The sequence below is a fragment of the Gaoshiqia sp. US2 genome (genome assembly GCF_059705485.1).
Map to the genome: position 1 here is coordinate 907750 of NZ_AP048550.1, position 20307 is coordinate 928056.

Consider the following 20307-nt stretch of genomic DNA (forward strand, 5'->3'; position numbering starts at 1 on the left):
ATTGATTTATTGCTGTTTCCCTTAAAACCAGCCCCGTAAACCATTGGTTATTAGCCAGAAGTAATTTGAAGTAAAAGTACCGATACCGACTTCCTTATCAGCCAAATGGATAGTCCATAATTTCGCAGTAATTCAATGAGTTACTGTCATGTTTATAGATAAGGAATATTTTGAGGCCTGGATGCAACGATTAAATTCAAAGTTGGATGAGGTTATTGGCAAGCTTGATGATGTGGAGGAAGAAGTCCCGTTACTAAATGGCGAAAAATTACTGGATAATTATGATGTTTGCCGGATGCTCAATGTCAGTAAACGAACGTTGCAACGTTACCGCTCATCAGGTGAATTACCCTTTCAAATGATTTACCACAAGACTTTTTATAAAGAAACGGATGTTATTAAATTCATTGAAACCCATTTCAGTCGCTTTCATAGCAAGCGCAACCGAAAAGATAAAAAATGAGCTGTTTGTTTTAGCTATATCCGCTTCGTTGATAAACGGTGCGGGTTCTAAATAAAAAGAAAAGTGCCGGTATCATTTATAGAGTACCGGCTCTTTTCGTTGTAAGCTATACTTTTAAACTTTTAGAAACAATGTGGTTATCTGTTTTCGTCAAATAACCAATACCAGCGAGATTAATTTTCCCGCTTGAAGTTTCAGCAATTTTCTGTAACCGTTCCGGTATTTTTGGTGACTTTTCCGGGTTATACTTTTCTGGAGGAGGTAGCTGTTTGCTTACAGTTCCATTAACCGGAACGGAAATTTGCCCTTCTGTTTCACTGGTTGATTTCAGTGATTGCTGAATTTGCCGTTCCAGCTTTACCAAATCCGATTTCAGTTCGGCTAATTCCGGCTCCCTTCGCCAGTTACTCTCCACTACCTCCTTGAGTACAGGAATATCCTTTAACAGTTTTTCGTTATCCGCTTTATAACGCTCCAACAATCGTGGCATACTTTCCGCCAAGGCATGCAAAAAGTTCTGCGAAGCCAGTTTTGGGTCAATGGCCATCTGCCCGTTGTTGTATTGATAACAGATTTCTCCCTCACCACGGACAGAGAAGCGGTTTTGAATGAAATCGAGACCGTCTTTATGGGTCGTTTCACTTTTCACGTAAAGTGTGAAGCCATACAAATTTCCAATCGGCTCATGTGTCCCATGTGTCTTGGTTGTACCAGCAATTTCATTCAGCTTTTTACCGATTAGCTTGAAGTCGCTGCCGGTAACGCCGTCCAATTGTACCGGGTTACGGTAGGAACCGTCTTCGTTGGTTTGAACGCGGGATTTGAAGTTCTCCACATCTTTGGAAATCCGTTCGATAAGCCCCTCATTTTTTTCAACAGTCTGGGTGATGTCTTCCAACTTGTACCGGCTCGATGACTTACCCCTGACAAATGCCTGGCGTTCGCTTTCTAACGCGGCTATTTTCTTTTCCAATCTTGCTTTTTCCAGCAATTCCGTATTACCTGATAAAATGGCCACATATTCCGAAAAGTTCATCCCGCTTTTTTCGTCCATTGCCCCTTCGTCAATGGTACGGCACCCCAGATTGTTGTTTTTTAGCTGGCGGATAAAAAGCTGTTTATTATGCAGCAAGCCAAACTTATAGGCATCCAGCGATTTTTCCACGGCATAAAGAATAACATCCACCTCATTCCCGGCCACTGCTTTGGCTATTTCGTTCCCTTTTCGTATTGCCCTGCCATCCCGCTGTTCCAAATCCGACGGACGCCAGGGGCAGTCCAGATGATGAACAGCTACGGCACGTTTCTGTGCGTTTACGCCTGTCCCCAGCATTTCGGTGGAGCCAAACATCACCCGGATTCTCCCGTTATTCATATCGGCTATCATCATCTTCCGGGCCTTTTCTGTTTTTGCTTCCTGTATAAAGCGGATTTCGTGTGACGGAATGCCGTGGTTTTCCACCAGTTTGCGCTTAATTTCGCTGTAAGCATTCCATTCTCCCGGTTTATAGGTTCCCAAGTCACTGAAAACAAACTGCGTCCCTTTATGTCGGTCGTATTTTCTGTAATAGTCGTGAATCATCCGGGCACAATGGCTTGCTTTGTTGTCAATGTGGTCTTCAAAGCGCGGGTCAACCATACGCATATCCAGCGACATTTTTCGGGCGTAATCGCTTGCAATCAGCATTTTTGCTTTTTCTTCCCGCTCGTTCAGGGGAGCGCGGTATAATAATGTCGCATCACCGTTTTTTGCAAACTGAACCAAACGAGCTATAAAATCGACCTGGTCTGGTGTTGGCGGAATGTTATGCAGAATTTCATTTTTATTGGGACGGTCAATGCCAATATCAACGGCTGTCCGGTAGTCGGTAATCTCTGCATAGAATTGTGCCAGTTCCGGCACCTTAATGAAATAACGGAAACGCTCTTTTTGTACGATTTCATTGGTTACCGAAAATTCGTAGTCGATGCTTTTCTTGGCGAAAATAGCTGCCCACGCATCGAATGTTTTGATGTTCTGCCGTTCCAGCTCTTTTGGCCGCAGGTATTTAAACAACAGGTACAATTCCGTTAATGAATTTGAAATGGTGGTACCTGAAAGGAAGGTTGCTCCCAAATCCCTGCTGTTACGTTCCTGTATGGTGCGTAGTGCAAAGAGCATATTCAATGCCCGTTGGCTCCCTTCGGGATTTCCCAGCCCAGCCACCCTGTCGTGCCGGGTGGTAAAGGTCAGGTTTTTGAACTTGTGTGACTCATCTACATACAGGTGGTCTATCCCCATCAGACGAAAATCAACGGCATCGTCCTTCCGGTTTTCAATGTTATAAGTAACCTGTTTCAGTTTGGCTTCCAGGTTCAGTTTGCGTTTCACACACCCTTTCAGCATGGTTCGCGAAACTTCTTTACCCTGCCTTTTAAGCACTTCTAGGTTTTCTTCCACGCTATCGAGTTCAGCCTGCAAAATATCGCGTTGTATCTCCGGAGACTGGGGAATCATACCAAACTGTTCATGTGTCAGGATTACAGCATCCCAGTCGTTGTTTTTTATCTCGTTGAAAATCCGTTGCCGGTTTTTGGGTGTAAAATCCTCCTTGCCCGGATAAAGTACACGGGCATTGGGATAAGCCGTGCAGAACGTTTTGGCAATCTCATGGATATTGGCTTTCAAACCTGTGATCATTGGTTTGTTGACCAGCCCGAGGCGTTTCTTTTCGTAAACGCCGCAACACATAATAAGTGTCTTTCCACCTCCAACCTCATGGTCGCAAATACCGCCCCCGTTGAGTTTGTCCATCCAAATAGCATCTTTTTGGCTTCGGTAAAGGCTGTCAATACCCAGCCCTTTCAGGTCAAGTCCGGGAAAACTCTGGTGTGAACCGTCATAGGCCGGGCGGACAAAACAGTTGAAAGTTCGGTTATACAAACCGGCCAGCCGGTCTTTGAACTCCGGTGATTGTTCCCGTAGCCAGTCGGAGAAACCGTTGCGCATTTCATCGATACGGGTATTGGAAAGCTGGATGGCTTCCCCGTCGCGCACTTTTACTTCCTCACCATCAACCAGGATTGTTTTGGTGATGTCCGGCGAAGTGTTCTGCAAAGCGTGCTTCATCAGGGCAAGCCCGTTATAGGTACGGCTTTGAGATTTTACGGCATACTGGTCTGTAATCTTAACATTCGAATACTCGGATTGAACACTGAATTCATCACGGCTGGAGGCGTAATGGATGTTAACTATGGTATCGAAAAGGTGCGAGGCATATTTGTCATAGATACCTGTCGGAATCCAGCGTTCCCCAAAATTAAAATCGAGCTCGTCAAAAGCTATGGGTTTTGGGGTGGCTTCCCGTAGGGCTTGTAAAGATTCTTCTGCCTCCCGGTGCCCGGGATTTCGTTCCAGGAAACGTTCCACTTCTTCTGCTTTGGAAATGACATTGCCTGCTATAAATTTATCAGCAACCTCGTACCCGCCGGTCATTGGATTGAAATAAACCGTTCCCTTCAGTTCTTCTTTCAGAGCATCCACCGTGTTGCCGGTCAGTGAGGCCATATAGACCAGGTTCACCCCGGCATATTTGTTCAGCGAAGCTGCCAGCGCCTCGTGCGGTGTCTCAACCGAGGTAAGTTCGTTTGGATTAAATGCAACCGGTCGGTTGAAAATATCGGCTTTAACCGCTTTGCCGTCGATGTAACGTTCAAGCGATAAAATCTCCGTTCCCCGTGCATCCATCTTAATCAGGTCGAGGTTTTTCTTGTCGTTTAGCAATCCGAACCGAAAGGAAAAATTATCGTACAGATGGTTCAGCATTTCGCGAAGGGCAGGATTGGCTTCATGTCGTTCGGCTTCGTTACGGTACAGGTGGTGATAAGTGTCCCGTATTTCGATGTAAAGGGATACTTTCTGCTTTTGGGCACTGTTTATATCCAAGGGGTGGAACATGGGTTGCAAACCTTCAATATCCCGTAGGTAGCCGATGCGGTTGGTTGGGTCGGACACCAGCGAACCTTCCCGGTAATGAGGTAACAACTCAGTTTTGAATGGCACAGGTTTTATTGCTTCCTCCCGTTCTCGCTGCTCCTGTTCTTTCCTTAAACTTTCCGGCTGCTTTTTATTTCCCGTACCGTTTATAAATTGTATTTTCCTATTTTCGGGGGACTCTTTTTCCAATTGTTTTCTCTTTTGCAGTCCCTCATAATGCAACCGCTCCCGCCACTCCAAAAAAGGAATTTCTTGCTGTTCCGGCTTTTGAGGCAGTTGCATTCTTCTCCGGTTGGAACGCTTCTGTCCGTTACGCTCTTCTTCTGAAAGGCCAAACAGGTCATACAGGGAAAGTAGCGGGTCCTGCGTTACGGACTGTTTTTTTTCCTCTGTAGCCGGCTTTTCCCGGATGGCGGTTTCGTCCATATCTAAAAGCGTACCCTGTCCTGAATATATTGGTTGTTGTTTGAGTGGTTCGGGTTTATTTTCTATCGCAGGTTTTACCGTTCCGGTTTGATTATGGTTGGGGAACCAATCATCCTCGATAGCTTGCCAAAAAGGATCGAGTTCATTGAAACTTGATTCAAGTGCCGGTTTGATTTCGATGGTGGTATCTGCCTGTTTTTCCGGAGTGTTTTGTGCATGGGATTGATAATACTGCAAGTCTAAATGTCTGGAGAAATCTTCTTTCAGCATTTGCCTCAGCTCTTTGGCCATTCCGTCAATGCCCCTTTCATGGGTAAAAACAATGGCAGGTTTCCCGTAAGGGTCGGTGTCGGTTTTGGAATGTGTTTGCAGCACCCGCGAAAAGTCACGGAACAGGTTGTTGACGGAAATCCCGTTCGATAGTTTGCGGGATTCAATAAAATCCATTTGCCGTTGTGAAAATTCTGTTTTCTTATCTTTTCGCTGCAAAACAATCAGATCGCTCCCAACTTCAGTTCCCGCATATTCTGAAAACAGGTTGTTTGGCAGGCGGATAACTGATACCGGTTCGCAGCTGTCCATCAGGTATTCCCTCACCGGGCGGTTTGCCGGGGCGTTCAGTAGTCCCTGCGAGGTAATGAAAGCCACCAGACCTCCCGGACGCAGCATGTCCACCGATTTCAGGAAAAAGTAATTGTGGATGGAGCGTGAGGCAATTTTCTTTGCCGGGTCATTGCCGGATGAAAAGGCAGGGTCAAATACTGCCACATCCCCGAACGGGATATTACTTGCCACTACATCGTAATAACCGGCATATTTTTTTTCGATGTTTTCAAAACCCTGTATCCTTATTTTGTCTTCAGGATTTAGGTGTTTGAGTATCATTCCGGTGATCGGTTCTTTCTCAAAACAGGTTACTTCTACATTGGGAGAGAGCGGTTTAAAAGCTTGGGCAAATACACCTGTCCCGGCGCTCGGATCAAGCAAACGGGACGGTTTAATTCCGCTTTCACTAAGTGCACCTGCCAGCGCATTTACTACATCCGGCGGTGTATAGAATGCCGTCAGTATGGAGCTTTTCAGGTCATCGAAAAGGCGTTTGTATTCTTTTTCATCGCGGGTATTTTCCCTTAGAACATCATGCAATTCATTTATCAGGGGATTGGTTGTGCCTTTAGCAGGAAGTGGTTCGAGTATTTCCTTGATTGCACCGAACCCGGAATACCGGGCGAGTATTTCACTTTCCCCGGCTGTTGCCTGTCTGTTCTCCCGTTCTAAGGTAAACGCCGTTTTTATCGCATCGATATTTGCCCGCAGGTGTTCCTTTTTATTGTAAGCCATCTTCGAGCAGTATTTCGACGGTCCCCGTCAGTTCAGTATATAACTTATCGTATTGCGAAGTACCGGCAAAATCATCCGAAAGGGTGTATCTGTATAGAACTTTACTGCAAAGCGGTAAGATTTGGAGCGCAATCTCTTTTGCCCTGTCTTCAGGGATTCCATCTGAAAATTCGTTCCAAAGGATGTTTACGAGGGTGTTGTAAGGGGAAAAGTGCAGGCCATGGAAGAGTTTCTCCGAAGCCAGTTCTTCCGCCTCAATGGGTGTGTGCCCATCTTTAACAGCATTGCTGTACGTTTCTGCTGCGGCATCTGCGCGTTCTTCAATAAATGTTGTGTTACCGGCCCGGTCGGGGAAATTCTCTTTCAGGTACGAAAGGAGGGATAAACCATAATAAGACAATTGCAGTCCGGTTTTACTTTTCTTGTTTCTCATGATAACGGATATTTAGTGGTTGAAAAGAAGGAAGGTATATCAGGCAAAAGCGCCCCGGGTTCCCACCCGGAGCGCACCACTAAAATATCCGTCACCAACAATCAATAAACAAACAAAGAAATGTTATGCGTATCGAAGAAAGCAGCGGTATATTCAGTGGTAAATATAGCCATTCCAAATTGAACTTGTTCTCTGCTGGTTTGCGTTAGAACCGCCTGAAAACAGAAATCAAATCCTGATGCCGCTTTTCTTTGCAGCGGGCTGGCGAACCTCTTGTTTAAACTGGTTTTCCGTAGGTTTTTGCTGTCCCTGTTTTAATGGCTCTTTTACATTCTTGGTCGCTTCGTTGGTTTTGCCATCGTTGTTTACGGCTACCTGCGTTTTGCTCTCTTCCGCAGGTTTGACTTCTGCACCCTGCTTTTTGGCCTTGTCGGGGTTCCACCTGAAAAAATCGAATTTCATTTTTTCAGGATTCGGTTTTACCCATGCGTTGAATGGTTCCCCTTTGTCGTCTTTCAGCATACCCCGGATATAGGTGGCCTGGCCCGCTTTGAGGTATTCCTGTTGTTTTTCGGTCAGTTCAACGCCAAGCAATTTTTTGGGAATAAATAGTTGCTTTTGATTCCCGGTTTCCCCTTCTGGTGAGTTTTCTTTATGCTGGCGTTGAATTTCTTTGTTCTCTTTTGAATAGCGGTTACGGTCGAGCCCTTCATAAGAGAAATCAAACTTTTTATCCGCAGCATTGATTTGGATATATCCGTCAAAGAACCGGCCTGTTCGGGAAACCATTTTTTCTACCAGCACCTTTTCTCCTGTACCGAGCCGGTTTTGCTGGTCTTCAGAAAGGTCTGCCCCCTTTATTTTATTGGGAATGGAAATGTTTTCCAAGGGCAGGGCTTCGAGTTTATTGGTGAGCCGGTCGAGCGAAACAAAAGCCGGGATTTTCTGCCCGGGCGTAGGTTCCAGTTCAATTACCCTGCCTGCGTTCAATGATTGCCGCAGGTTCTCCTTATCCTGTTCACCAAGAAGGATTCCGTGAAAAGGGGCATCCAGGTTGGGCTTTTCCTGCCAGTAATGCGGGATGATTTTGAGTGAACCATCAGCCTGTTCTTCCAGCGATACGCGCCCTTTGGTAGGAACACGGACTCCTGGTTCCAGTTCAGGGTTCATGGAAATCATTTGAGGTGACTTGTGCCCGTAGGACATGGCTTTGAGGTGAGGTTCCAAATCGGTAGCATTGATACCATATTTTTGAAGTTCCTGCCGGTCTATTTTACTGACATCCATCGGCTGGAAAGTGCCTTGCGAAGTTTCATCCCCGCCCGCCTGCGTTTGCTGCTGGTTCTGTTTCTGTACTTTCTCAAGGTATTCCACTGGGTTTATGCGGTGCAGTTCCAGTTCGTGGGGGTCGAGGTCGATTTTAACAAGCTTATCCAGCATTTGTCCTGTCATCAGGAAAAATCCCGTGTGTGAGGGTTGCTGCGCCTGTTCCAGCATTTTTTTGAAGAATACTTCCAGCATGGCCTCGTTCGTATTCACAGCAAAAAGGCTGTTCTGATTCTTTGCTGTCGGTTCCGCGGTCTGGATGTTGCCTTTTTCATCCATACCGGTAACGGCTTTTATCTTGCCGTCATTTGCGTCTTTGACGAGTAATACTTTTTTTTCGTCATTGTTGATTTTTTCGTCCATCTTACGAATATTTAGTTGTTGCACCACTATTGATGCATGGACGAATTTATGCGTAACTACATGACAAATAAATGGATATGTCGATAATGGCAGCTTGAGGAACTGTGGTGGTGGTTTGTGGCCTCGAAGAAGGGAAGGATAACTTACCCGTTTTAAATATAGTGTTTAAAAGGTAAGACACCTGTTTTAACATCTCTCCCGGCAGTTAAAATTTCACCAATTGAATCTGCAAATTTTAAAGTTACAGGAACACCATCCCCGTATATGCAGGCATTATAATTCAATTTTGTTAGGCTTAATATGTCCCTGGCAACGATATCCATATTTGCCTCTCCTCTTGTTATTGCAATATCAATGGGATTTGGTGTTTCCAATCCAATTTGCGTTTTAAACCTGGGTATAAATCCTTTTGTCCAGAGGAAGGTTCTCTTTTCGTCATATTGGAGCATGGTTCCCCTTGGCACACAATATTGAAATTGTCTATATAGCTTAAACGTATTATTTTCTCTTATCCTAATTCCAATTATTTTTGATTTTTCGGCAACAGCTTCTTCAAATCCGGTCCATTCTATGTCATCGAAATATGTTTTTGCATGTACAAAAATCTCTTTAGGATAATTTCCAAATCTGGAGTGATAGGCTTCTAATGATTGAGATATAATCTCAAATGCATCCTTCTCGGATAAATGAAACTCTCCTGTTTTAGGATTCCACCAAGGGCCAACATTACCCCTGAAAACCATACCGTCTCCGGAGTCTAAAAACATTTGCGCGGCACAGCAAGCGTTCTTATTGTTTGTATCAGCCTCCGTTTTTTTATAAACCAATCCTAAATAACAAACACCATCTCTGATCTCGCCTAGTTTCCATGGAAGCCCTCCTAACTTATAATAAAGACTATTGGAAATATTCCAGGCTTTTGCTGTGTCAAATTTTCTTTCTTCTTCAATCTGTTTTGGATTAAAAATATCTTCATAAGCAATCTTACTTTCCCTAATTATTTGTGTTACAATTTTGGACGACAGAATTTTCGCTTTTAGTTGATTATGGAAATTCACTTCAAACTCATATGCCTCACGTAGTATGTCATTTTCATCTTGAAAAAATAGGTTCAGCTGGTCTGAATTACGCTCCTGCTTTTTCAGCCCGATATTAATATTATCTTCTGCTTTGGGGATTTTGGAATTTGGTCGGCCAAATTTATATATCTCTTCAGGTATAACAATAAACCAGACGTCAGCCGGCATTTCTTCTTTCTCTGTATACTGAATTAATGGATTTACATACAGGTTAACCCAATTATGGACACGTTGGTGAGGATCCGTATATTTTAAATATTTGCTGATATTACTTTCTTTCACATCAATTTGAATGACATTGTCGAAATTGACAGATATACCAAAAACTGTTTCTAAACCGGGAAAATTGGGACGAGCAATGCTTCTATCTGAATTGGTCATGGGAGAATGAATCTTTTTCAGGTAGTCAATCATTTTTGCTCTTAGTTTTTGAGGTCCAATGACCCCAATATTTTTTACTCCCTTAACTTTTTTCTGATCAAATGGACCAAACAACATTAAACCATCTCTGGGGTCAATGGCATTTTGCCCGTTCCCAAAGGTTAGAAGAGGTTCGTTTATGTACTTTAGAATAGGTTCAATCATTGTTAGGATTTGATACGAAATAATATGTACATTTGAAAAAAACAAAATGTATGCAAAGCGATAAACTTTTACAGGAAAAATATGATTTGCTATTGCCCCATTTAGATGAAAAAAGCAAGCGTCTGTATTTGGCATCAGAATCGATCGGGCATGGGCGTGGGGGTATAAGTAAAACTGCTAAACTTACTGGGTTTTCCAGGGTGACGCTAACGTCAGGGATTAAAGAATTGCGGTCGGCAGATGTAAACAAGATTGATTTAAAAAGCAACCGAAAGACTGGTGGTGGCAGAAAAAAGCTGACAGACAAAGAAATTGGATTAACAGAAGCTGTCCGCGAATTGGTAGGCCCCCATACTGTTGGAGACCCGATGAATACACTTTTATGGACAAGCAAGAGTACGAGAAAGATAGCGGTGGAGTTAAAAAGGAAAGGGTATAATGTTAGCTATAACGTAGTTAACCGTATATTGAGTTCCGAAGGGTTTAGCTTGCAGGGTAATAAGAAGGTTGACGAAGGCGGGGAACACGAAGATAGGGATGCACAGTTTGAACATATCAACAAAGTGGCGACAGAATTTATTGCTTTAGGGGACCCGGTTATTTCGGTAGATTGCAAAAAGAAGGAATTAGTGGGGAATTATAAGAATTCAGGACAAGAATGGCACCCAAAAGGCGGATCCCCCGAAGTAAAGGTTTACGATTTTGTCGACAAGGAACTAGGGAAAGCCATACCTTACGGGGTGTATGATATAGAGCAAAACCAAGGCTGGGTAAGCGTTGGGGTTAATTACAACACAGCTAAGTTTGCCGTTTCATCCATACGGAACTGGTGGTATGAAATGGGGGCGGGTTTGTACGGAAAATCAAAACGCCTGTTCATAACAGCAGATGGTGGCGGGAGCAACAGTGCGAGAAGCCGTCTTTGGAAATCAGAAATACAGTCACTTTCAAATGAGTTGGACATGGAAATAATTGTAAGCCATTTTCCGCCAGGGACAAGCAAATGGAATAAAATTGAACACAGGATGTTTTCATATATCTCCATGAACTGGCGGGCAAAACCACTGACAAGCCTACAGGTAATAGTAAGCCTGATTGCAGCTACGACAACAACAAAAGGCTTGTTGATAAAAGCAAAAATCGATGACACGGTCTATGAAAAAGGAATTAAAATAATAGATGAGGATTTGAGAAAGATAAATATCACAAAAAACGATTTTCATGGAGAATGGAATTATTCCATTGTACCAAATATGTAAAGTTTATTTTGTATCAAGCCCTTAGTATCATCTAATTGTTCTTCATAGTAATCTTCTATCTTGTCTGTGTCCATTTTAGAATCAGGATCAATATATCCGACTTCACTCCAAAAGGTTTCCGGCCATTCTTTCATCTTCAAGATTTGATCATCTAATGAAACGTTAATTTTGATATCTCCGTCCTTATCTTTTAGCTGTTGCAAAAAAGCTAATTGTAAATCCCTCCAATGTTCATTAAAAAGTCGCTTCCCTTTACGTCTTCTATAACTATGCAATTTTTTATCATCATCAATGATTTTAAACCCATCGGAAGTAAATAAAATATGAGATTTTATGGAAAACCCCACAAAAGGGAATAATATCGTTTGAATAGAAATGGCATAATGCCAGGTTCCAATATCTTCAAATTTTCCTAAAATAGATTTCGATTTTTTTCTTGTACCAAAGGGATATGTAAATACGATTCTTCTTGGGTTATCATACTTGGGAAGAAAATATGCCAGCCTTTTATTTGACATTTCATGTTTCCATAGACCTTTATGCCTAAACATACTGGATATACAACAATATAAAAGTCTTTTGAAGTGATTTTCTGCATCTCGGTGCTGAGGGAATTTATCGGAATCAAACCCTAACAGAATATCGCTTAATAAAAACGAGTATGTGTGTTCCGGTTGAACATCAATGGTTTCACCATCTCTTTCTACGAGATAGCTTAAGTTTTCGTCAAACGATGACAAGACATTTGACAATAGGCTAATGGGTATATCCCGGTTCAAATCCCTAATTGCTTTTGCCTGTTTTGCGTTTGAGAACTGGTACATGTAAAACCGTTCCGGCATATTGTCGACAGACCACCAAGAGGTGTAGAATAACTCATACGCGGGAATCATAGAACAATTTGATATATATTCATTTTCATACCATTCAGAAAATGAAGACTTTTCACTGTCGAAATTCTTTGGAACAGAATCTTTCTCCAACTTCTTTATTAATTGCTTAAGCCCATCAGCCCAATTGTTGTCAAATGGGATATGGTTAATATTTGGCATTCCTATTGCCAAATTATATAGTGAATCATCAATATGTAACGGAATAATAAAGTCTTTTAAACCGTATTGTCCCGCGATACTTTTGGCATATTCTATTTCATTTTCAATTCCTTGTTTAAGAACACCATCCTGTGTTGCGATATTTTTTGAATATACAAACAAGACCTTTGCTGAGCGGTCAATGGCCTTTTGTATTGTTGCCCAAAAACGTTCACCCCCCAACAATCCTTCTTTATCAATCCATGTTTTATATCCCAACATTTCCAATCGAGATGCTATCCATATCGAAAATTCATTATCTGCTGGAGTTGCGTGACTAATAAATATTGTATCCCTCATAATTGATTCACTTTTTCGTTTCTGTCAGTAACTCTCTGACATTCACATCCAGGGCTTTTGCAATTTCAAATAATGTTTCGATCGAAGGCTGGGATTCATTCGTGCACCACCGGGATACAGTCGCTTCGTTCTTACCTAATTTTTCAGCAAGCCATTTCCCAGTGCGTTTTTTTTCTGCTAACATTATCTTCAGCCTATTAAGATCCATTAATCAATATATTGATGTATTATGCAAATATATTGACTTTTTTGATAGGTCATAATATTAATATCTTACTATCGATAAATCAGTTTTATCCATTCAGGTGTGAAATACTATTAAGAAGTTCAAGCCGATAGAAATGAGCGTTTTAATTTTCCATAATATACAAAAGGGGATCCATCAATTTAGTGGTATTTTTATTACAAATAAATGATCAGCAATCACTGCTGGTGCGTTAAAAATTAAAACATATTATCAAACAAATTATACTGTAGTTCTTTGACATTTTGATTGACTTGAGAGAAACTGAGCAAATCCCGGACAGGGGTTTTGTCGAAAGCTGACACACTTAAAATTTGCATTATCTCATAAATCGAATAATTGCTTTTTAAAGCATGTTTCATATATGCAACGATCAGGTAGGCACAAATAGCCGTCCAAATATGGATTTTAACTGCATTTGGAGAATGTCCCCATAGCTTTTTAACGACAAGGTTTTGTTTTATCCACTTGAAAAACACTTCGATTTGCCAGCGATTTTTGTATAACCTGGCAATTTCGAGGGCGGATACTTCAAAATTATTGCTCAAAAAGACCAGAATCAATTCCTTTTCTGTGTCATAATACTCAACCAGCCGCAATTTGTCCGGGTAAAGTCTTTTAGACTTTGCCACAGTCAGGGCAATTGTCCTGTCGCTTCGTAATCCGGTTGCAAGATCAATGTTGAAGTTCTGTTCCATTACCTCGTATTTCAAAGACGATTTTGCCCTTGTAACAAAGAAAGCATCTTCCATTTGTATGCGATGCAATGCTTCAAAATCGACATAAGCCTTATCCATCAGGTAAATTGCACCGGATTGTGGAACAATTACATCAAGCGCATTGCTGTCGTGATATTTCCCATCGGTAACAAGGATAAATTCAGGAATGCTGCCACGCAAATTGAGCAATGTATGCACTTTGACCGCTCCTCTGGAGTATTTTCCTTCTGCCCAGGTAAAAAGGTTTATACTCAAAGAAATCGTCGTCGAGTCCAAGGCAAAAACCTCATTGTCAATATTTACATTGGGGACAGGAAAGTTAGCGTAAAGCGGACGAACCAAGCCAATGAGATATTCTCCAAAATCGGCAAAAACACGCCAGTCGCGATTTTCGTTGGCGCGCGAAAGAGTTGTATGATCAACGCTTTGTTTAACGCCAAGATGATACAGTTGCCCTTTGTGTGCCTGCAAACAGGTGCAGATTGAACGAAGCGAGTCCAACGAAGTTATTTGTCCGAACAAGAGCTGTACAAACTGGTTCCAGCATTTAAAATCACGCACCCGATAATTGCCAGAATAGCGTTTTACACATTTGTTGAATTCATATTGGTTCACAAAGTCCAACAGTTGACGGAATACATATTTACCTGAATTCATAATTTACACTTTAAAAGTGCAAAATTGAACCTCAAGTCAATTCAAATCTCAAAATCAAAGAACGCTTATAAGTATTTGTTTTTTAAATAATTATATCAATATATTAAAAATTAACGCACCACTAGTAATCAGCAATAGAAAATTAATTAGCATTGAATACAGGTTAATCAATTCTGAATAAAATTTTCTTTATCTGATCCAATCCATCAATTACTTTTATCATATTCAAAATTAAACCTTCCGGAGAAATATCATCTTTAGCCAAACTGCGCAATTCCCAGATAAGTGATCCTGGAGTTTAAACGGTTTTAATTTCCCCTTTAAAGGAGATATCATTTTTACCTTTCTGGTTGAGAAAGCTGGTCAGTGTTTCATCAAATTTAACGGTTTTTTTCTGGGTGTGATTGAAAGAACAGGGGTGGTTAGTCTTGAATTATTTCTTTTATCCTGGCGTATAACTGTATGTCTGTATCTTCCACCAAATATTGGGCTTGGCCGTTCATTTTGTTGAACCACTTACCAAATTGAACTACTTCGTCAAATGAGAAGTAATATTTTTCGGAAAGCTTTTCCCGGGCCTCGGTTTTCTTCCTTTCGCCGTTATAAGCTTCTATTGCCCTAAGCCACATTTCACTTTTATTTCTAACTTCTACCGTTAAGATTGACTGCTTATTTTTCACATAATTGTTTAGGTCTATGACCTTCGTTTTTTCCAGTTTACGTAACTGTTTGGTTAGTTTCGTACATAATGAATTTATCGGTATACCACTTTCTTTAGCGAAGGCTTTCTGTGTTTTCCCTGATTTTAGAAAATCATGTAATAATTGAAGTTCCATGTTCTTTTTTTATTCAATTGATTTTCAACCTGAATTTAAAGGTACCTTTTCCTTTTTACAGGAATTGAGTGCACTGTTCGGGAATACCACCTTTAAAATTTATTCCACGATCTGTTTTTCCTACAATACTAAGCCACTTTGGTAAGTGCGCATTTTAACAAATTTTTTTGAGATATCCAATACGGGAACACAAAGCAAAAAAAGTCGCGATTAGGGTAGAGTAGCCATGGTGATGCCTATTTCGGAGGATGGGTTGCAGGAAATATTTAGCCGTCCCATGCAAATTTGTTGTTACTGTTTTTCATTATTCCTTTTTCGGCAATAAATGACAAAGTGTGGGGTCATTTTTTATCCGGTATAACTCTTCGGCAACAATTTGTTTTGTTTCTTCTTTGATGCGGTTATAGTTGTCCTGAATCATTTCCTTCATGCGGTCAACACCACTTTCATCCACAAAATTGGTGATTACCGGAATTTGCCTGTATCCTTTGGTCTCGACGGCAACTTTTGCACTATCCACCACAATTTCGGCATGGAAAATCTTTTGCTCGATACGTTCATCAAAATTATCGGCAACAGCACCGACAAACATGCCCTGGGTAAGTGTGGAGATTTTGCTGGCGGGAATGAGGCTATCCAACTGGGTGCTGATAGAAGTTGATTTATCATTACGGTTAATGGTCATGGACTGGCGTTTCTGTAAAACCTTGCCGAAACGCTCCGATAGGTTTTTAGCCGTATCGCCCACCACCTGGCCTGAGAAAATATTCCCGACTGTATTCATTACAACGGCTGCTTCCTTATCTCCGTAATCGCGTTTTAACTGAGAGAAATCCTGAAAGCCGAGTAACACCGCCACCTTGTTACTACGAGCTGTGGCAATAAGATTATCCAGCCCTTTGAAATAAATGGTTGGCAACTCATCAATGATAACCGAGCTTTTTAACTGTCCTTTCTTATTGATAAGTTTTACGATACGGCTGTTGTACAAACCAAGCGCAGCACCATAAATATTCTGGCGGTCGGGATTATTCCCCACAACCAAAACTTTTGGGTCACCTGGGTTATTGATGTCCAGTGTAAATTCATCGCCCGACATTACCCAATACAATTGCGGTGAAATCATTCTCGAAAGCGGGATTTTTGCCGATGCAATCTGTCCCTGTAACTGGTCCTGCGCCCCCGACATCCAGGCATCCATAAAGGGAGAAAGGTAGTTTTCCAGTTCGGGGTAGCTCGTCAGGATCGGAAAAATATCTTCATACCGCTTGTTCAGAAACTCGATGGCGTGGGGAAAGGTGCAATACCGACCTTCCTTGTATATGCGCAAATACCAAATAATGGCCGCAAACAGGATAATCGGCGATTCCACGAAAAAGTCGCCCTGCTTTTGCACCCAGGTACGGTTCAGGTTCAGCATGATGGTATAGGCGCTTTCGTAAGCATCGGATATATCGCTCATAAACGAGGGATTAATCGGGTTGCATCGGTGCGAACGTGCCGGGTCGTCGAAATTGATTACATAAAAAGTCGGGACTTTTTTGTATCCGCGTTGGTTCTTCAAAAGATGGTTATAGGCAATCGTCGAGAGGTCGGGGAACTTGAAATCATAGATATACAGTGAATACCCTTTTTCTATCTGCTGCTTTATGAATTGGTTGATTACCGCATAACTCTTCCCTGAACCAGGTGTTCCCAACACAATACCTGCCCGGAAAGGGTTTACCACGTTAATCCAGCCGTTGTTCCATTTCTTTTTGTAATAGAAACGGGTCGGCAGGTTCACAGAATATTCGTTTTCAACCATGCGTGTTTCCTGCATAAAGGATTCGTTCTCGGTATTGAAGACATCGTCCATCATATTGTTTTTCAAAAGACGGCTCATCCACACCCCACCAGCCAGCAGGCAGAGATAACCGACAGCCATTGTGAAAATGTAGAAAGCTGTTTTGGCAACTAATGGCAAGGGCAAATCCAGCAGCCACCAGTTAAAAAAGAAAAAGACAGAGCCAACAAAAAGGAATGTGATAATCTTGCTCCATGTGATTTTTTCTTGTTTGACGCCTCTTGTTCCGAGACAGGATAAGGCCAGAAACACCACTGCGAAAAGTTTTGTATAAAGGATATTGCCAAATAGTTTGGCAGTACGGTTGAAATTCAGGAGTATTTTATCGATTGTGTCAATATTAATGCCCCATTCGGAAATGGATTGGTAACAAAACCAATAGATGTTGATAATAACAAATAAAATACTCAGGGCACGCATAAAGTCCATGACCTTTGCCAGTGCCCTTAAATCGTCTTCCTGTTGCATTGTACTTTCACTTTTTGATATTTGGAAGGCGAAAGTATGGCGTGATTTATATCAATATACAGATTTTAAACAAGTTGGTGGCAAGTGGCACTTTAATGGCAGCTTGTGACCGGAAACCTTGTTGAAAATGTACTTTCTTTTTTTTGTCTGGATAAAAATGTAGTTTAAATACTTTTTTATCTGGATAAAAGTGTACTTTTGGGTGCAATTTAAATGGATAAATATGTACAGGGAGTCGATTGTTAACTTGAAAAACTGGAAAGAAGACAAATTCCGTAAGCCGCTAATTGTAAGAGGTGCCCGGCAGGTAGGGAAAACATGGTTATTAAAGGAGTTTGGACGTACCTCGTATGCAAAACTGGTGTATGTAAATTTTGAAGAGACGCCGGCCCTGCAAACTATTTTCGCAACAGATTTTGATATTGAGCGGATTATTACCATACTTCAAATTCAGTCCCAAACCACGATAACAGCAGAAGATACGCTGATTGTTTTTGATGAGATACAGTCGGCGGAGCGTGGTGTGACATCGCTAAAATATTTTTGTGAAAACGCCCCGCAATACCACGTAATTGCAGCAGGCTCCCTGCTTGGCATGGGATTGCACAGCCAGGTTTCTTTTCCGGTAGGCAAGGTCGATTTTCTTGATTTGCGTCCGCTTTCATTCTATGAGTTCCTGCTTTCATTAAATGAACCGGCGTTGGTTGATGCCCTGAAGGCAAAGAACTGGGGTGTGGTTTCCGTTTTTACTGAAAAGCTGAAAGAATACCTGCGTTATTTTTTTTACGTCGGTGGAATGCCAGAAGTTGTGTCGGCATTTGCAGAAACCCGGGACTGGCAGCTAGTCCGACGGATCCAGAACAGGATTCTCAATTCATACGAAGGTGATTTTTCGAAACATGCTCCCAATGAAACTGTTCCCCGGATCCGGATGGTTTGGCAAAGTATTCCTTCGCAACTGGCAAAAGAAAATAAAAAATTCGTGTACGGGGTTATCAGGGAAGGTGCCCGTGCTAAAGATTTTGAGTTGGCCAGTCAATGGTTACTGGATTGTGGTTTGCTATTGAAAAGCCACCGGATATCGAAACCGGGTATTCCGCTTGCAGCCTACCAGGAAATTTCTGTATTCAAACTATTCCTGCACGATGTTGGTTTACTTGGTGCCATGGCAGGACTGGATGTAAGGACGATTATTGAAGGCGACGAAATTTTTACAGAGTTCAAAGGCGCCCTCACTGAACAGTATGTGATGCAGCAACTGCGCCTGAACAACGAACGCTATATCGGTTACTGGACTAACGACAAGAGCACTTCCGAAGTTGATTTCGTTATCCAGGAAGAAGGAAAAGTTATTCCGGTTGAAGTAAAATCGGGTGAAAACCTGAGGTCAAAAAGCTTTCGTTTGTTTTGTGAGAAATACAAACCCTCAAAAGCCATCCGTACATCAACAACCGATTATAAGGAAGAGGAGTGGATGCTAAATGTTCCATTGTATGCCATTGGAAAGGAGGGTTTGTAAACTTCTTACGGAAAAACAATCGGTTTATATTTTTATGTAAAAATGTACTTGTTGTACAGTCGTAATCAAAAATATAAAACAAAGATAATATCCGGTTAGAATATACCATTTATGTCTGCCTCCCATATTTTCGTTTTTTCTTTTTCCGCTTCTTTCGAAGCTGTTGCTGATTTTCAGTGTAAGATTCCGGTTCCGGTGAAAAAACAGAAAACAGGCTGCCAATGGCGGATTCAATATGCCCGGCCTGATTGTTGGCCGGTGAGGACGGTTCAGCCAAAGGCATGAACGGTTCTCTTTCCCCTGCCTGTTTTGTGTGTCCCTCAACTGACGGGGACTCTCTAAACAGGTCATTGAATACATTGGCAGAAAACTCTTTGCCCAGCCTAGAACCGTTCAGTACACAGCGGCTTTGATGGTCGATAAAAGTTACCCCGGTAATCCGCCCTGTATTGTTTCGCCGGAGATAAAGGTCAACATCCTTTTCTTTTAACTTTTTATGCAGTTCCGTTTCAGTTCCGGTTGCCTGAATAACATCGGCAATGAGTGGATGCAGGCGTTCACGATATCCCTTTTCTTTTATCAGGATGGCCGATTTCTTCATCCGCTCTTCAAGCGCACTGCCCCCGGTTGTTTTCCCGAAAGCAGAGGATTTGATGGGCGTTCCGGCTTTGTTCCCTTCAATATCCAGTGCGGAATAGAGCAATCCACGATAAGGCTTTCCGCTTCGCGTTCCCTGTACCTCTTCCACACCAATGTTGTAGAGCGATAACAGTGCCCGGTATTCCCCCATTGTCTGGAACCGGTACATAGCGGCTGCCGGTTTAATGACCGAACCGATCTGCTTTTTCAAATCGCCTTTCTCTGCATCGACAGGCTTAAACTGTCCTTGTTCAGACTGTTTCTGTCCTTTGGCAGGATGCAAACCATATTTGCGCTCCAGCTTTTCGGTTATGGCGACACTCCGTAAATTGCGTTTGCTGTCGTTGATTTTTTTGCCTTCGCTGTCCACCTGTAATGAAACAATATGGATATGTTCGCGCCCGATGTCCGAGTGTTTGAAGATAAGATATGGCTGTGCGCCGTAACCCATCATCTGCATATACTCACGCCCGATGTCCGCCAGCCCGTCATCCGTCAGCCTGTCATCCGGGTGCGGGTTAAGCGAAATATGGATGACGGGCTTTTCCGTCCGGTAATGCGAGGGCAACCAGCGGTTAAAGGCTTCCGTGCACGCCGCCGCACCAAACCGGCCATCCTCCGGTTCCGGGATGATATTCGAACTGAGTACCTTTCCCAATCCTTCGTTTACCTTTTCCTGGTTGTAGGCAAGCGCGCCGTAAATATCTTTTCCGGTGGTTATTTTGGCAATCATTCGG

General features: G+C 42.2%; 13 protein-coding genes. 3 read left to right on the forward strand and 10 right to left on the reverse strand.

The genetic code is table 11. The features are described from left to right. Nucleotides 1-148 precede the first annotated feature (148 nt). Nucleotides 149-463, forward strand: a complete 315-nt coding sequence (locus AC6H3C_RS03470) for a helix-turn-helix domain-containing protein (RefSeq protein ID WP_497519263.1) — start codon at nt 149-151, stop codon at nt 461-463. 106 nt (nt 464-569) lie between these two features. Here AC6H3C_RS03470 and AC6H3C_RS03475 read toward each other — a convergent pair whose 3' ends face one another. The 4 genes from AC6H3C_RS03475 to AC6H3C_RS03490 form a co-directional block, all read right to left on the reverse strand. Beyond that, nucleotides 570-6206 carry a helicase-like domain-containing protein gene (locus AC6H3C_RS03475; RefSeq protein ID WP_497519265.1) on the reverse strand — a complete coding sequence of 1879 codons (5637 nt, stop codon included), beginning with the start codon at nt 6204-6206 and terminating at the stop codon, nt 570-572. Further along, on the reverse strand, nt 6193-6639 hold the full coding sequence (locus AC6H3C_RS03480; protein ID WP_497519267.1) for a DUF1896 domain-containing protein: 447 nt from the start codon (nt 6637-6639) through the stop codon (nt 6193-6195). Before AC6H3C_RS03480 ends, AC6H3C_RS03475 begins: the two co-directional genes overlap by 14 nt. A 228-nt stretch (nt 6640-6867) precedes the next feature. Continuing rightward, nucleotides 6868-8328, reverse strand: coding sequence for a DUF3945 domain-containing protein (locus AC6H3C_RS03485; protein WP_497519269.1), 1461 nt, complete (start codon nt 8326-8328; stop codon nt 6868-6870). A 152-nt stretch (nt 8329-8480) separates the two neighbouring features. Next, nucleotides 8481-9992: an argonaute/piwi family protein gene (locus tag AC6H3C_RS03490; RefSeq protein WP_497519271.1), complete on the reverse strand. Its 1512-nt coding sequence runs from the start codon at nt 9990-9992 to the stop codon at nt 8481-8483. A 50-nt stretch (nt 9993-10042) separates the two neighbouring features. Between AC6H3C_RS03490 and AC6H3C_RS03495 the strand changes: the two genes are divergently transcribed. Beyond that, the gene (locus AC6H3C_RS03495) at nt 10043-11251 is read left to right on the forward strand and encodes an ISAzo13 family transposase (protein ID WP_497519273.1); all 1209 of its coding nucleotides are present in this window, start codon (nt 10043-10045) and stop codon (nt 11249-11251) included. Here the strand turns inward: AC6H3C_RS03495 and AC6H3C_RS03500 are convergent. The 5 genes from AC6H3C_RS03500 to mobC form a co-directional block, all read right to left on the reverse strand. Continuing rightward, nucleotides 11227-12642 (reverse strand): toll/interleukin-1 receptor domain-containing protein, encoded by a 1416-nt coding sequence (locus AC6H3C_RS03500; RefSeq protein ID WP_497519275.1) that lies wholly within the window; start codon nt 12640-12642, stop codon nt 11227-11229. The two genes, AC6H3C_RS03495 and AC6H3C_RS03500, sit on opposite strands and share 25 nt — an antisense overlap. 7 nt (nt 12643-12649) lie before the next feature. Next, nucleotides 12650-12826, reverse strand: a complete 177-nt coding sequence (locus AC6H3C_RS03505) for a helix-turn-helix transcriptional regulator (RefSeq protein WP_497519277.1) — start codon at nt 12824-12826, stop codon at nt 12650-12652. Nucleotides 12827-13086: 260 nt separating this feature from the next. After that, on the reverse strand, nt 13087-14262 hold the full coding sequence (locus tag AC6H3C_RS03510; RefSeq protein ID WP_497519279.1) for an IS4 family transposase: 1176 nt from the start codon (nt 14260-14262) through the stop codon (nt 13087-13089). 422 nt (nt 14263-14684) lie between these two features. Then, nucleotides 14685-15098, reverse strand: a complete 414-nt coding sequence (locus tag AC6H3C_RS03515) for a hypothetical protein (RefSeq protein ID WP_497519281.1) — start codon at nt 15096-15098, stop codon at nt 14685-14687. A gap of 304 nt (nt 15099-15402) precedes the next feature. Next, nucleotides 15403-17412, reverse strand: a complete 2010-nt coding sequence (gene mobC, locus AC6H3C_RS03520) for a conjugal transfer protein MobC (RefSeq protein WP_497519283.1) — start codon at nt 17410-17412, stop codon at nt 15403-15405. A 223-nt stretch (nt 17413-17635) separates the two neighbouring features. On the opposite strand from mobC, the gene AC6H3C_RS03525 reads away from it, so the two are divergent. Continuing rightward, entirely contained in the window at nt 17636-18931 is a 1296-nt protein-coding gene (locus AC6H3C_RS03525; RefSeq protein WP_497519285.1) for an ATP-binding protein, read from the forward strand. 109 nt (nt 18932-19040) lie between these two features. Here AC6H3C_RS03525 and mobB read toward each other — a convergent pair whose 3' ends face one another. After that, entirely contained in the window at nt 19041-20303 is a 1263-nt protein-coding gene (gene mobB / locus AC6H3C_RS03530) for a conjugal transfer protein MobB (protein WP_497519286.1), read from the reverse strand. Between the last annotated feature and the right edge of the window lie 4 nt (nt 20304-20307).

Excerpts from the sequence above, each read along its gene's own strand:
- AC6H3C_RS03470 (WP_497519263.1), top strand. The coding sequence starts at position 149 with ATGTTTATAGATAAGGAATATTTTGAGGCCTGGATGCAACGATTAAAT.
- AC6H3C_RS03475 (WP_497519265.1), bottom strand. The coding sequence starts at position 6,206 with ATGGCTTACAATAAAAAGGAACACCTGCGGGCAAATATCGATGCGATA.
- AC6H3C_RS03480 (WP_497519267.1), bottom strand. The coding sequence starts at position 6,639 with ATGAGAAACAAGAAAAGTAAAACCGGACTGCAATTGTCTTATTATGGT.
- AC6H3C_RS03485 (WP_497519269.1), bottom strand. The coding sequence starts at position 8,328 with ATGGACGAAAAAATCAACAATGACGAAAAAAAAGTATTACTCGTCAAA.
- AC6H3C_RS03490 (WP_497519271.1), bottom strand. The coding sequence starts at position 9,992 with ATGATTGAACCTATTCTAAAGTACATAAACGAACCTCTTCTAACCTTT.
- AC6H3C_RS03495 (WP_497519273.1), top strand. The coding sequence starts at position 10,043 with ATGCAAAGCGATAAACTTTTACAGGAAAAATATGATTTGCTATTGCCC.
- AC6H3C_RS03500 (WP_497519275.1), bottom strand. The coding sequence starts at position 12,642 with ATGAGGGATACAATATTTATTAGTCACGCAACTCCAGCAGATAATGAA.
- AC6H3C_RS03505 (WP_497519277.1), bottom strand. The coding sequence starts at position 12,826 with ATGTTAGCAGAAAAAAAACGCACTGGGAAATGGCTTGCTGAAAAATTA.
- AC6H3C_RS03510 (WP_497519279.1), bottom strand. The coding sequence starts at position 14,262 with ATGAATTCAGGTAAATATGTATTCCGTCAACTGTTGGACTTTGTGAAC.
- AC6H3C_RS03515 (WP_497519281.1), bottom strand. The coding sequence starts at position 15,098 with ATGGAACTTCAATTATTACATGATTTTCTAAAATCAGGGAAAACACAG.
- mobC (WP_497519283.1), bottom strand. The coding sequence starts at position 17,412 with ATGCAACAGGAAGACGATTTAAGGGCACTGGCAAAGGTCATGGACTTT.
- AC6H3C_RS03525 (WP_497519285.1), top strand. The coding sequence starts at position 17,636 with ATGTACAGGGAGTCGATTGTTAACTTGAAAAACTGGAAAGAAGACAAA.
- mobB (WP_497519286.1), bottom strand. The coding sequence starts at position 20,303 with ATGATTGCCAAAATAACCACCGGAAAAGATATTTACGGCGCGCTTGCC.